This window comes from Streptomyces sp. 8L (assembly GCF_020176795.1).
Lineage (GTDB): Bacteria > Actinomycetota > Actinomycetes > Streptomycetales > Streptomycetaceae > Streptomyces.
In genome coordinates this window covers 1-13,523 of record NZ_JAIUKE010000356.1, presented here as the reverse complement: position 1 = coordinate 13,523, position 13,523 = coordinate 1, and the positions used below count along the sequence as shown (strand labels likewise).

At 70.8% G+C, this 13,523-nt stretch carries 10 protein-coding genes; 4 read left to right on the top strand and 6 right to left on the bottom strand.

The window, feature by feature from the left end:
* The first annotated feature begins 22 nt into the window (after positions 1-22).
* Positions 23-1,234 (top strand): metallophosphoesterase, encoded by a 1,212-nt coding sequence (locus LCE31_RS26380; protein WP_374118562.1) that lies wholly within the window; start codon positions 23-25, stop codon positions 1,232-1,234.
* Between the two features lie 176 nt (positions 1,235-1,410).
* Here LCE31_RS26380 and LCE31_RS26375 read toward each other — a convergent pair whose 3' ends face one another.
* The 4 genes from LCE31_RS26375 to LCE31_RS26360 all read right to left on the bottom strand — a co-directional run bounded on the left by LCE31_RS26375 (position 1,411) and on the right by LCE31_RS26360 (position 5,328).
* Positions 1,411-2,271 (bottom strand): DMT family transporter, encoded by an 861-nt coding sequence (locus LCE31_RS26375; protein ID WP_225018375.1) that lies wholly within the window; start codon positions 2,269-2,271, stop codon positions 1,411-1,413.
* Complete coding sequence (locus LCE31_RS26370) at positions 2,271-3,089, bottom strand: MurR/RpiR family transcriptional regulator (protein WP_308042312.1); 819 nt, start codon at positions 3,087-3,089, stop codon at positions 2,271-2,273. The genes LCE31_RS26375 and LCE31_RS26370 overlap by 1 nt, the downstream gene beginning before the upstream one ends.
* A gap of 351 nt (positions 3,090-3,440) precedes the next feature.
* A complete protein-coding gene (locus tag LCE31_RS26365) occupies positions 3,441-4,715 on the bottom strand; it encodes a cytochrome P450 (RefSeq protein WP_225018370.1) in 1,275 nt (424 codons plus the stop codon).
* Between the two features lie 316 nt (positions 4,716-5,031).
* Positions 5,032-5,328, bottom strand: a complete 297-nt coding sequence (locus tag LCE31_RS26360) for a hypothetical protein (protein WP_225018368.1) — start codon at positions 5,326-5,328, stop codon at positions 5,032-5,034.
* A gap of 717 nt (positions 5,329-6,045) precedes the next feature.
* Here LCE31_RS26360 and LCE31_RS26355 point away from each other — a divergent pair.
* Positions 6,046-7,935 (top strand): galactose-binding domain-containing protein, encoded by a 1,890-nt coding sequence (locus tag LCE31_RS26355; protein ID WP_225018364.1) that lies wholly within the window; start codon positions 6,046-6,048, stop codon positions 7,933-7,935.
* A 188-nt stretch (positions 7,936-8,123) separates the two neighbouring features.
* On the opposite strand, the gene LCE31_RS26350 is transcribed toward LCE31_RS26355, so the two are convergent.
* Both LCE31_RS26350 and LCE31_RS26345 read right to left on the bottom strand, forming a co-directional pair.
* Entirely contained in the window at positions 8,124-9,326 is a 1,203-nt protein-coding gene (locus tag LCE31_RS26350; protein ID WP_225018361.1) for a hypothetical protein, read from the bottom strand.
* Positions 9,327-9,351: 25 nt separating this feature from the next.
* Positions 9,352-9,696 carry a PadR family transcriptional regulator gene (locus tag LCE31_RS26345; protein ID WP_225018379.1) on the bottom strand — a complete coding sequence of 115 codons (345 nt, stop codon included), beginning with the start codon at positions 9,694-9,696 and terminating at the stop codon, positions 9,352-9,354.
* A 182-nt stretch (positions 9,697-9,878) separates the two neighbouring features.
* Here LCE31_RS26345 and LCE31_RS26340 point away from each other — a divergent pair, with 182 nt between their 5' ends.
* Together LCE31_RS26340 and LCE31_RS26335 are read left to right on the top strand one after the other, a co-directional pair.
* On the top strand, positions 9,879-11,171 hold the full coding sequence (locus LCE31_RS26340; RefSeq protein WP_225018359.1) for an MFS transporter: 1,293 nt from the start codon (positions 9,879-9,881) through the stop codon (positions 11,169-11,171).
* A gap of 439 nt (positions 11,172-11,610) precedes the next feature.
* Entirely contained in the window at positions 11,611-13,278 is a 1,668-nt protein-coding gene (locus LCE31_RS26335) for an L-lactate permease (protein ID WP_225018377.1), read from the top strand.
* The last annotated feature ends 245 nt before the right edge of the window (positions 13,279-13,523 follow it).

Sequence of the window (13,523 nt, the reverse complement as noted above, 5' to 3'; positions counted from 1 at the left end):
GCCCAGGGGCGGTGGGGAAGCCGTGGGCGGTGCGGAGGACGTGCCGGGTTCCCGGCCGGAGGAAGGCGGTCCGCGGCCTGAGCGGTCCCGGCGTCGGCGGCTGGGCGGGGCCGTCGTACTCCTCGTCCTCGCGATGCTGTTCTTCCTGCCCTGGTGGACGCTGTTCGCCTCGGGCGCGGACTGGCCGTTCCCGGTCTTCCTCGCCGGCACGGTCATCTTCGCCGCCTGGCTGGTCGCCTTCCCCTTTCTCATGGCCGCGGGTCACGGGCGCCGGCGGGCCGACCGGGCGGCCCGCTTCGCGGACAGCACCCTCGGGGTGGTCTGGGTGCTGTTCACCTGGTCGGCGTTGGGCGGGCTGGTGCACCTCGTACTGATCGGGCTCGGCGTCGGCGGCGCCGACCGGGCCAGGAGCATTGCCGTGGCCGTCGCCGCGGTCTCCGCCGTGCTGCTGGCCTGGGGACACCACGAGGCCATGCGCGTGCCCCGGGTGAGGCGGCTGGACGTGCACGTCCCGCGGCTCGGCGGCGGTCTGGACGGAACCCGTGTCGTGGTGCTGGCCGACACCCACTTCGGGCCGATCGACCGGGCCGGCTGGTCGGCCCGGGTCGCGGACGCCGTCAACGCGCTCGACGCGGACGTCGTGGTCCACGCGGGCGACATCGCCGACGGCACCCCCGTCCAGCGCCGCGAGCAGTCCGCACCGCTCGGCACGATCCGGTCGCGGCTGGCGAAGGTCTATGTGACGGGGAACCACGAGTACTTCGGGGAGGCGCAGGGCTGGCTCGACCGTATGGCGGAACTGGGCTGGGAGCCCCTGCACAACCGCCACGTCGTCGTGGAGCGCGGCGGCGACCACCTGGTCCTGGCCGGAGTGGACGACGTGACCGCGGAGTCCTCCGGCCTGGCCGGGCACCGCGCCAACCTGGCCGGCGCGCTGGCGGGTTCGGGCCCGGAAAGGCCGGTCCTGCTCGTCGCCCACCAGCCCAAGTACGTCGGACAGGCCGCAGCGGCCGGCGTCGACCTCCAGGTCTCCGGGCACACTCACGGTGGCCAGATCTGGCCGTTCAACTTCCTCGTCCGGATCGATCAGCCGGTGGTGCACGGCCTGAGCCGGCACGGCGAGCGCACGCAGCTCTACACCAGCCGGGGCACCGGCTTCTGGGGCCCGCCGTTCCGGGTCTTCGCACCGAGCGAGATCACCCTGCTCACCTTGCGGCCGGGCGGCGGCGCATAGCGATCGCGTGGCGTGGGAACCGCGGTTGCGGCGAGTCGGCCGCGTCGGAGTACGCCGGCCAGCAGGCTTGACGAGGCGACAGCACCAACACGGCCGTGGCCGCAGCGTCGTTGCCGTACCGCCGTGGCCGTAGCACCGTTGCCGTAACGCCGTTGCCGACGCCGATGTGCCCGGCCTCAGAGGCTGATCGCCGCTATGCCGGCGAGGACGATCACGGCGCCGATGATGCGGCGCGCGAGGTGGTCTTCGTGGAAGAGCCGCCAGGCGAGGAGCGATCCGAGGACGATGGACGACTCGCGCAGGGGCGCGACGAGTGCGACGGGTGCGGTCCGCATGGCGGTGAGGACAAGGATGTAGGCCAGTGGAGAGAACACCGCGACGGTGAGGATCGGCCACGCGTTCGTGCGGACGGCGGTCTGGATCTGATCCCTGCGGCGGAGGGCGCGTGGGGTCAGGATCAGGCTTTGCAGCAGGAACGTGCCGGTGAAATAGGTGATCGGGGACAGGTGGAGGGTTGTGACCGAGTAGCTGTCCCAGAGGGTGTACCCGGCGATCGCGGCGCCTGTCGCGGCGCCCCAGGACACACCGCGAAGGGGATGGCTCTCACCACTTCGGAAGAGGTTGCCGGCCACGACGACTATGCCGGCGACGACAACGACGGCGCCGAGGACCGCCATCCCGGTGGGCCGTTCTCCGAGCAGGAGGATCGCGGACAGCATCGTCAGAACGGGCCCGGTCCCCCGTGCGACGGGGTACACGACGCCGAGGTCGAACCGGTCGTAACCGCTCTGCAGCGCCAGCGAGTACACCATGTGCAACACGGCCGAGACGATCGCGCCGGCCGCGAACCACAGGCTGAGGGGCTGCGCGCCGGTGATCACGGGGATGATGCCGATCGGGAGGCACAGCAGTGTCGCCGCGCAGGTGTAGGCCCAGACGAACAGGACCGTGTCGCCCCGCTTGTACTTCGACACCGTGTTCCAGACCGCGTGCGCGGCTGCGGCGACCAGGACCAGGGCGATCATGCCGGGCTGCATCAGGAGATGTCCGGGAGGTCGATCCCGGCGTGCTCGGCTCGGCGGCTCCTGTCGGGGTCCCGGAGGGCGACGGCGGCGGCCAGTGCGTCGATGACGACGAGGTGGGCCAGCCTGCTTCCCGCGGCGGCCATCTGTGTCGGCAACGGCGCGCCGCCGACGACGAGGGCGATGTCGGCGAGGACCGCGAGCGGCGTGTCGTACTGATTGGTGATCGCGATCAGCGTCGCGCCCGCAGAACTGGCGGCATCGGCGACACTGAGCGTCGTTGACGTGCGTCCGGTGGAGCTGACGGCGATGACGACATCGCCGGGGCCGAGGAGCCGCATCGCGATCATCGCCGACTCGTGGTCCGGGATGGCGGCGGCCCTCGTGCCGAGTGCGCGGAGACGGAATACGGCGTCGGCGGCGACCGCCGCGGACGTACCCGCGCCGACGACAAGCACCTGACTCGCTCCGCGCACCGCACCCACCGCTTCGTCCAGTGCGGCGGGGTCCAGGGCGCCGCCGAGTGCGGCCAACGCGTCGCTGCCCGTGCGGATGGACGTCTCCAGCACGGTGGCTGTCGAAGCGTTCTCGGCCAGTGCTTCGGAGGGCGCGAAGAACTCGGTGGTGCCACGGGCGCGGGCGATCTCCAGCTTGAGCTCGGTGAAGCCGTTGAAACCGATCGCTCGCGCGGCGCGGACCACACTCGGGGCGGACACGCCGGCGCGTGCGGCAACTTGCGCGGTCGTGCTCGTGCCGACGAACAGCGGGTCCGAGAGCAGGAGCCGCACAACCTTCGCCTCGCTCGCGGCCAGATCACCGCTGCGGGCCTGCACGATCCCGAGCCATCTCGTAAGCGGGCCATCGCTCCGAGAAACGCCATTACTTTCATCGGATGTCATGCGTAACAGAGTAACTTAGCCGCCATGACCCGTATCGGCGATCGAGGAAGAGAGGCCAACGTCCAAGAGCCCGGCTGCCGCTGGCGCTGTGCTGTGCCCGTACCGTGCCTGGGTCTGCGGGGCACGGGCGTACGGGCGTACGGGCACATGGACGTACGAGCCGTGCGGGCGCACACGGGTGTACGTGCTTACGCGGGCACATGGGTGTACGCGCGCACACGTGCGTACGCGGGCAGGTGTACGCGCGGCGCAGGCCCGGGGCAGTGGGGCCGGGCCCGCGCTCGTTCAGTGCAGACGCACCGGCAGCGTGTCGACCCCGTACACGATCGACACCTTGCGGAACGCCAGGTCCCGGGGCTCGACCGCCAGCCGCATCTCCGGGAAGCGGCGCACCAGTTGGGGGAACGCCTCGCGGAGCTCCATCCTGCCCAGTTCCGCGCCGACGCAGCGGTGGATGCCGTAGCCGAAGGCCAGATGAGGAGAGGAGGGCGGACGGCTCGGGTCGAAGGTGTCCATGGCGGGGCCGAGGCGCGGGTCGCGGTCGGCGGCGCTGAGGGACACGATGACGATGTCGCCCTCGGACATCGGAACGCCGCCTATCTCGACGTCCTCGCGGGCGAACCGGGGAAACGCCGTCTGGACCACCGTGAGATGGCGCAGCAGTTCGTCGACGAACGGCGTGGCGACCGCCGCCGGGTCCGGCGCGTCGCGCAGGGCGGTGAGGTGCGCACGGTCCTGGAGCATGATGAGGGTGCCGAGGCCCAGCATGCTCGCCGTCGTCTCCAGGCCCCCGGTGAGGACACCGTCGGCGAGGCCGGTGAGCTCCTCGTCGGTGACTTTGTCGCCGTGCTCCCGTACGAGCATGCCGAGCAGGCCGTCTCCGGGATCGCGCCGCTGCTGCTCGATCACGCCGCGCAGGTAGTTGCGTGACTCGGTGATCGCTCCGAAGGAGGCGCCGACTCCACCGAGGACGTCGAACCGCGCGACCGAGAACCGCTGGAAGGCGTCGCGCTCCTCGTAGGGCACACCGAGGAGTTCGCAGATGACCAGCGCGGGAACCGGCATCGCGAAATGCTCGATGAAGTCGACGGTGCCGTCCGGCGCCGCCGCGTCGGAGAGTGCGGCGAGCCGCTCCTCGACGATGGCGTGGATGCGGGGCGTGAGGCGGCTGAGGCGCCGCATCGTGAACTCCGGTGTGAGCAGCCGCCGCAGATGCGTGTGGTCCGGCGGGTCGCAGAAGCCGAGGCCGCCGGGCTCGTGGTGCTCGTCCACACCGTTGCGTCCGATGAGGTGCGCGAAGTCGTTGCTGAACGCGCGGGCGTCGCCGAGTACTTGACGGGCCGCGTCGTAGCCGGAAACGAGCCAGACCGTCATACCGGGGACGGGGAGCCTGCTGACGGGCTCGCGGTCACGCAGTTCACCGAGTTCGGGAAGCGGGTCGAGGCCGTCGCGGCGCAGTGGCAGGAGGGCGTCCTCGGGGAGCTTCGAGAGCGTGGAGAGGTCGAGTCCCGTGCCCTTGCGCCGGAGCCTGGAGAAGTAACGCCGGGTCAGCCACATCATGACAGCGGCACGCGCCGAACGGACGGACCGGGCGGGCCGGCTGGCACTGGACTCACTGACGGGACTGGACTCAGTGGTGGGACGCGTGGTGCTGGTGGGACGCGTGGTGCTGGTGGGACGCGTGGCGCTGGTGGCGCTGGGGTCGCTGCCCGTGCCGGGGGTGCCGCCGGCCCCGGGGACGCTACCCGTGCCGCCGGCAAGAGAGGCCGTGACGGAATCAGAGGGGATGGGAGGGGCTGAAGGGACAGGACAAGCGGCGGGAGAGGCTGAGGAGACGGGGCAGGCGGCGGGTGCGGCAGGTGCGGCAGGTGTCTGGCTAGCCGCAGAGGTGGAAGAGGTGGGAACCGCTGAAGGTGAGGAAGGGGAAGCGGGGTCCGCTGAGGGAGACGGCGCAGAAGGGGACGGCGAGGAGGAAGGGGAAGGCGGCGGTGAGCCAGGAGAGGCAGAGGAAACAGAAGTGGCAGGAGAGGCCGGAGTGGCAGGAGAGTCCGACGGCGAAGGCGGGGAAGAAGGCGACACCGAAGCGGCCCCGTGCAGGGGCTTCTTGGTACGCCTGGTGCGCACGGGACGGAGGGAACGTATCGGAGGTATCGACATGTACGCGTACTCGCATCTGTGAGGTGGGTCGAACGACGTCGTCGCCGCGAACCGGCTCCGGGGAGCCGGTCTGAGAGACGCCACGGGCCGGGCTGCACCTGGCTGAGTCCGCCGCGCCGAGGGCCGCGGGAACCGCCCGGCCCACCACAACGGGTGTCCGCACGACGGGTGTCGCCCCGCTCACTGTGCCCCCAGCTCGGCCCTCAGGTTCGCGCGTCTCGGAGAGGCCGGTCCAGGCACGCCCCGGGACGCCGGCCGTCCGGTCGCGCACCACGGCCCCCGTGCGCACCACCGCATCCCGCGCCCGCCGCGCACCCGTTCCCCCTCACGGTCCGCTTCCGGTTCGGTCAGCCTACGGAGCCCGGCAGCCGTCCGGTGCCCCGGGGCTTCGGACGGCCGGCGCGGAGCGGTGTCGCACACTGCAACCGGCCGACGTGCCCGGGCCCTTCGCCCACCGACACGGCCACCGAGGGCCCCACGTGCCTCGTCGCGAAGCGTGACCGACGCGGCCAAGCCGTCCGCGGGCCCGGCGGCTCTCCCGGAGTCGGGCGGCTCCCGCGCCCGCCCCGCCGTACGCCCAATTACCGCTGCGCAAAGCCAAGTTGCCGCCTCTCCTCTTGACAGTGGTACGAGCCGGGTCGATTCTCCTGAGAGCGCTCTCAGCTCCCCCGTTCCGGCTTCCGCACCCCCTGGGTGCGGTTGCCGTGCGCCCCCACGAGGTGAAGGAGTACGGATGTCGTTCAGACACAAACGCGGCCAGAGACGCCTGGCCGGCGGGCTGTTGGCGGTCGTCGCCGCCGCAGCCGTCGCATTCGGCGGGTCGCCTGCCGCCTCGGCCCGGCCCGCCGACGCCGACCACACCGCCCGGATCACCCAGTCCGCCCCGTCCACCCGAAGCGCTGCCCCCGTCCAGAAAGCAGCGCAGAAGGCCGGGGCGCGGAAGCAGGCCGCCGCTCCGTCCGATGTACCGGCGGCGCCCGCCGGGTTCACCACGACCTGGAGCGACGACTTCAACGGCCCCGCCAACACCGGCCTGGACACCGGGACCTGGCGCTATGACGCAGGCGAGGGCTGGACCTTCGGCACCGGCGAGATCGAGACGATGACCGACAGCACGGCCAACGTCTACCAGGACGGCAACGGCCATCTGGTGCTCAAGGCCCTGCACTCCGGCACCGACCCCAACAGCGGCTGGACGTCCGGCCGCGTGGAGACGCAGGCCGACGGGTTCGGCGCGCAGCCGGGCGGGGTCGTCCGGATGCAGGCGTCCATCCAGCAGCCCGACGTCAACACGGCCAACGGCGCGGGCTACTGGCCGGCGTTCTGGATGCTCGGTTCACCCCTGCGGGTCGGAGTGCCCTGGCCGGGCTCCGGCGAGGTCGACATCCTGGAGGACGTCAACGGGCGCAGCTCCGTCTTCGGCACGCTGCACTGCGGTGTCGGCTCGGGCGGCCCCTGCAACGAGGGCAGCGGTGTGGGCAGCGGCGAACACGCCTGCTCCGGCTGCCAGACCGGTTACCACACCTACGCCGTGGAGGTGGACCGCTCCACGTCGCCCGAACAGATCCGCTGGTACCTGGACGGCGCCAACTACTTCACTCTTCGCTCCGATCAGGTCGACGCCACCGCATGGGCGAACGCCGTCGACCACTCGTACTACATCATCTTCGACCTGGCCATCGGCGGTGGGTTCCCCGGCGCCTTCGGCGGCGGCCCGAACGCCGCCACGGTCTCCGGCGGCCAGATGAACATCGACTACGCCGCCGTCTACAACAAGGCCCCGGCCGGTAACGCCGGCCTCGGCGCCAACATCGCGCAGGGCAAGCCGACCACCGCATCGTCCGCGGAGAGCGCCGACTTCCCCGCGTCCAACGCCACCGACGGCAACATCACCACCCGCTGGTCCAGCGGCTTCTCCGACCCCCAGTGGCTCCAGGTCGACCTCGGGCAGTCGTACAACCTCACCCACGCGAGCCTGACCTGGGAGGCGGCCTCAGCGTCCGCGTACCAGTTGCAGACGTCCGACGACGGGACCAACTGGAGAACGATCTATACGAACAACAACAGTCCCGCGGACATCCAGGACACCGCACTCACCGGCTCCGGCAGATACGTACGCGTCTATGCCACCTCCAGAGCCTCCCAATGGGGCGACTCACTCTATGAACTGGCGCTCTACGGCACTCCGTCCAGCGGCGGGGACCCGGGCAACGGCGGGGACCCCGGCAACGGGGGCGGCACGCTGCTGTCGCAGGGCAAGCCCGCCACCGCCTCCTCGTCCGAGAACAGCAGCTTCGTCGCGGCCAACGCCGTCGACGGTGACACGAACACCCGCTGGTCCAGCGGCTTCTCCGACCCCCAGTGGCTCCAGGTCGACCTCGGCGCCACGCACACCCTGAGCAAGGTCGCACTGAACTGGGAGACGGCATACGCCACCGGCTACCAGATCCAGACGTCCACCAACGGCACATCGTGGACGACCGCCTACTCCACCACCAACAGCACGGGTGGCCAGCAGTCCGTCCCGATCACCGGCTCCGGCCGCTATGTACGCATCAACTGCACCAGCCGCTCGACCCAGTACGGTGACTCGCTCTGGGAGTTCCAGGTCTACGGAACCTGAGCGGCGTCCTGCGGAGACAACCTCGGCCACCTCGGCCACCTGGTAGCCGGGGCAGGTGCCCGCAGGGCGGCCGGTCCACGACCGTCCTGCGGGCCGCCTCCGCGTTTCCCCCGCCCTTGAGGAGGAGGGAGGATTCCGGGCAGACCCCCGTCCGGCCCGGAACCCACGCTCCCCCGCGCCGGGGACCGCTACCCGGGGCCTCCCGACGCGACGTCCCCCTGCGTCCCCCCAGACCCTATGGGCTCCGCGAGGCCGCCGGATCGCGCGGCTCGGGCACCCCGCACCCCCAGCACCGTCAACGCCCCTGTCGTGGGGGGGGCGGCCGCCCCCAGGATCGCGCTGCCCAGTGTCACCGGGCCCGGGGCATCCACCCGCAACAGCAGGGACAGCATCGCGACGCGCAGGGCCAGCACCAGGCCACCCAGCGCCGCCAGCGCCAGGAGCAGGGCCGCGTCCGGCGGGGCCGCGTCCGAGCGGGTGCGGCGGGTCGCCACCAGGTAGGCCGTCGCGCCGAGTACATACACCGCGCCCGTCGCCCACCCCGGGTCGGCGCCCGTCGGCCAGGCCACCGTCACCGCGCCCATCGCCACGCAGACCGCCATGAGCGCGAGGCCCGAAGGGACGCCCGGGAGGCGCGCCGGCGGCGCGTCCGTGTGGAAGCCGCCGTACACGCCGGCGACCGTCAGCCAGGCGAACACCGCGCCGGACACGGTCAGCAGAGCCATGTCCGCCCCGCCCCGCGTGCCACTCGCGAGTGCGAGGGTGTCGGGGACCGCAGCGAGGGCCGCGAGCACCCGTGCCGCCCGCCCGCTGTCGCGGGCGAGCGCCCCGTACGCCGCTGTCCACAGCAGAGGCAGCACCCACAGGGCCACCTCCCTGGCGCCGGAGACCCGGCCGTGGTCGGTGAAGCCGCTCAGGAACAGGGCGCGGCCCTCGGCCGACCCCTGCGCCCACACCAGCGTGAGGACCCGCTCCGTCAGGGCCTGCGCCGCAAGAAGCAGTACGCCACAGACCGCGAACAGCCGGACCGCCCGGCCCAACGCCGCGTATCCGGGCGGCGCGCCGGCCGCACCCAGCCGCGTACGGACCGCGAGGGCCGCGACACTCGCGACCTCACCGACGGCGGGACGCAGTTCGTCCAGGCGGGCCTCGTCGATCCCGTACAGATAGGTTTCAACCATCTCCTCCTCCCGCGCCTCGCGGTAGAAGGAGGGGAGCAGCCGCAGCACGCGCCGGTAACGCCTCTCCAGGAGCGGCATCGACGCCGTCGCGCCGCTCCCGCCCGCTTCCGTGCTCGTCGCCGCCGTGGCAGGGGCGCCCGTGTTCGTGCTGGCGCTGGTCCTTGTGGTCGTGGTCGTGGTTGTTTTTCTGGTCGTCCGTGACGTCGTCATGCTGAATCCCCCGTCGCACTCCGGGTCATGCCGTACCTTCTGCCGGGCGCACGACCCCCGCGCGCCCGCCCGCGGCCATCCGCGCCGTCGCGGCCCGCGCCCCGGCGGCCATCCGCTCCGCCTCCGCGGCGAGCGCGGTGGCCCCCTCGTCCGTGAGGCGGTAGTAGCGGCGGAGCCTGCCCTGTTGCACCTCCTCGCGGTCGAGCACTATCAACCCGTCCCCGGAGAGCCGGTCGAGCACTCCGTACAGCGTCCCGACACGCAACCGCACGTCTCCTCCGGAGAGTTCATTGACCTCCTGGAGGATTCCGTAGCCATGGCGCGGCTCGTCCGCCAGCGCGGTGAGCACCAGGAAGGCCGCCTGCGTCATGCCACGGGTCGTCGTCATGCGACCACCATATCCTGGCTCCCGATATATATCGAGAGCTGTCACTCGAAAGTGGCACGACCCGTACCAACAGGGCCTCAAGCAGCGTCAAGCTTTGTTCTTGAGTCCTCCCCGCGGACGACGGCACCGTTGACATGCCTAGGACCAGGTCTTAGCGTCCGCGAATGCTGAATACGGTGTGGCAGCAAGCGCGCGGCCTGACCAAGGACCAGCGCAACGCGTTCATCGCCGCCTATCTGGGCTGGACGATGGACGCCTTCGACTATTTCCTCGTCGTCCTCGTGTACAGCGAGATCGCGGACGAGTTCCACGTCTCGCTCACCGACATGGCGTTCCTGACCACCGTCACGCTGATCATGCGGCCGGTCGGAGCGTTCATCTTCGGCCTGTGGGCCGACAAGCGCGGCAGACGTACCCCCCTCATGGTCGACGTGCTCTTCTACTCCGTCGTCGGTTTCGCCTGCGCCTTCGCCCCCAACTACGCGGTGCTGCTGGTGCTGCGCCTTCTCTACGGCATCGGCATGGGAGGAGAGTGGGGCCTCGGCGCGGCGCTCGCGCTGGAGAAGATCCCGGCGGAGAAGCGCGGGTTCTGGTCCGGCATGCTCCAGGGCGGATACTCCTTCGGCTATCTGCTGGCCGCCCTCGCCTTCCTGTTCATCGAACCGACCTTCGGCTGGCGCGGCCTGTTCGCGTTCAGCCTGATCCCGGCGCTGGTGGCACTGTTCGTGCGGAGCAGGGTCCGCGAGAGCGAGGCATGGGAGGCGTCGGCCAAGGCCAACACCACGCCCGCCCGGAAGATCTTCCGAAATCCGGTGGTACTGAAGCGGTTCGTCTACCTCGTCCTTCTGATGACCGCGTTCAACCTGATGTCGCACGGCACTCAGGACGTCTACCCAACCTTCATCAAGAAGGGCCTCGGGATGACCCCCACCACCGCCATCTGGATCGCCGTCATCTACAACATCGGCGCGATGATCGGCGGTCCGCTGCTCGGGGCGTACTCCGAGCGGATCGGCCGGCGGCGGATGATCGTGATCGCGGGCATCGTGGCACTGCCGATCGTTCCGTTCTTCGCTCTGTCCAGGACAGCGGGGCTGCTCGCACTGAGTTCGTTCCTCATGCAGCTGTGCGTGCAGGGCGCGTGGGGGGTCATCCCCGCGCACCTCAACGAGCTGAGCCCGGACGCAATCCGAGGCTTCTACCCCGGAGTGACCTACCAGTTGGGCAACTGCATCGCCGCGCTCAACCTGCCGCTGCAGGAGTCGCTCGCAGGGCACTACAGCTATCCGACGGCGCTGATGGTGACGGTCGCGCCGACGCTGGTGCTGATGATCGTGCTGACCGCGCTCGGCAAGGAGGCGCGAGGGCGCCGCTTCGGCGCCGACGATCCGCCGGATGCGGCGTCGGCCCCGTCGTCCCCGCCGGCCACGGGAGGTGCGCCGGCCGCGTCCACGTGACGGGCGTACGAGCGCTACGTTCGCGTGCCCTACAAGCATCACGTTCACGGGACGGACGTACGAGCATCACGTCCACATGACGGGCGTACGCGGGCCACGTCCGCGGGGCCGGGCATAAAGCGGGCCGTCGGCAAGGGCCGGGCGGAAGAGGGCGCACACCCCTTCCCCCCGGCCCTTGCCAGTGACACCATGATCGGGCCATGTAGAGAGACGGCATTCATGTAGGTGAATCCGAGCGGATCCCGCACCGGGTTCCCCAAGCGGATTCCCGGGCGGGTTCTCCATCCAGTTCCCGCAGTTCACGAAGCGGGTTCCCGGGCCCGGAGTTGGTTTCCGGGCGGGTTTACGGAGTGGGACAGCAGCGCCGCACGTGAACGACGTCAGCCCGACCGCCGGCCAGCGACCGGCGGCGAGAACAACGGAGGTGGGCCGCAACCTCATGCACTACGTCCAGAACCTTCCCCTGGAGTCGGTCGGCTGGTCCGCCCTGATCGCCGCAGTCCCCCTCCTCACCGTCCTCGTCCTCCTCGGCGTCTTCCGCTGGAAGGCCCAGTGGGCCGGGCTCGCCGCCCTCGTGGTCTCACTGGTCGTCGCACTGTTCGCGTACCGCATGCCGGTCGGCATGACCTTCGACGCGGCTGGGTACGGCGCCGCCAACAGCGTCCTGACCGTCCTGTGGATCACCTTCAACGCCATCTGGATCTACAACCTGACAGTGGAGACCGGCCACTTCGCCGTGCTGCGGCGCGCCTTCGCCGCCATCAGCGACGACAAGCGCATCCAGGCGATCGTCATCGCGTTCTCGTTCGGCGCGCTCATGGAGGCGCTGGCCGGGGGCGGTTCACCGATCGCCATCTGTTCGGTGATGCTCATAGCCGCCGGATTCCCGCCCCTCAAGGCCGCCGTCATCGCGCTGCTGGCGGACACCGCGCCCGTCGCGTTCGGGGGAATGGGCAACCCGATCACCATCCTCGGTACGGTCACGCATCTGAACGCGGACGACTTCGGCGCCATGACCGGCCGTCAGGCACCGGTGCTCGCCTTCTTCGTGCCCTTCCTGCTGGTGGCCATCGCGGACGGACCGCGCGCGATCAGGCAGGTCTGGCCGGCCGCGCTGACCGCCGGTGCCACGTTCTGCGGGACCCAGTTCGCGCTGGCGAACTACTGGGACTACAAGCTCTGCGACATCTTCGCGGCCATCGCCTCCGCGGGTGCCGTCGTGGCTCTCAACCGGGTGTGGCAGCCGTCGGACACCCGGCTCACGCCCCGCACACCCGGTACGCCCCCGGTGATCGCGGGCGGCGCGGTGGACCACGACCCGGTCGCGGAGCGGCGCGCGGGGCGGCCCGAGGGCGGGGACTCGCGACGGGACGTAGCCGTCGCGTTCGCCCCGTACCTGATTGTCGTGGTGCTGTTCTCGCTGGCGCAGATCGACCCGGTCAAGACCTGGCTCGCGCGGGGCACGAACAGCTTCCAGTGGCCGGGGCTCGCCCACATCACCGCCGCCGGCGGCGCACCTGTCACGACCGTGTTCTCCATACCGTGGGCCTCGACGGCGGGCACGCTGCTGTTCGTCTCCGGCGTTCTCACCACGCTGGTGCTGCGGCTGAACCCCCTGAAGGCCCTGCGGGTGTACGGGTCGACGATCCGCCAGTTCGGCTGGGCGATCTTCACCGTGCTCTGCGTCTTCGCCCTGTCGTACGTGATGAACCTGTCGGGCCAGATCACCACGCTCGGCATCTGGCTGGCGCAGACGGGCGCGGTCTTCGCGTTTCTGTCACCGCTGGTCGGCTGGTTCGGGGTGGCCGTCACGGGCACGGACGCGGGCTCCGACGCACTGTTCGGCGGGCTCCAGCTCACCGCGGCACATCAACTCCACGCCTCGCCCATCCTGTTCGGCGCGGCCAACACGACCGGTGGCGTCCTGGCCAAGATGATCTCGCCACAGAACCTGGCCATCGGCACGGCCGCGGTCGGAGCCGTGGGCGCTGAAGGGACGCTGTTCCGCAAGGTGTTCGGGTGGAGCATCGTGATGCTGGTGCTGCTCTGCCTGATCGTCTACCTCCAGTCGACCAGCGTCCTCGGCTGGATGGTGGTGGGCGGCTGACAGCAGAGCCGCCGTTACGGCGGGAAGCCGGGGGCGGGGCGGCGAGCGGATGCGCAGGGCGGGCGCTAGCGCCGCGCGCCGCCTCGCGGGCAAGGGAGGTGACGCGGCGCTAGCTCCGCTCGCCGCCGCCTCGCGCGGGCAAGCGTAGGCGGCGCGGGCAAGGAAGCGGCGAGCAGAGAGCGCTCAGTTGGTCGTTCAGATGTTCCACGTGAAACATCCCCCGCGCGGCCCCCCCCCCGGCCGGC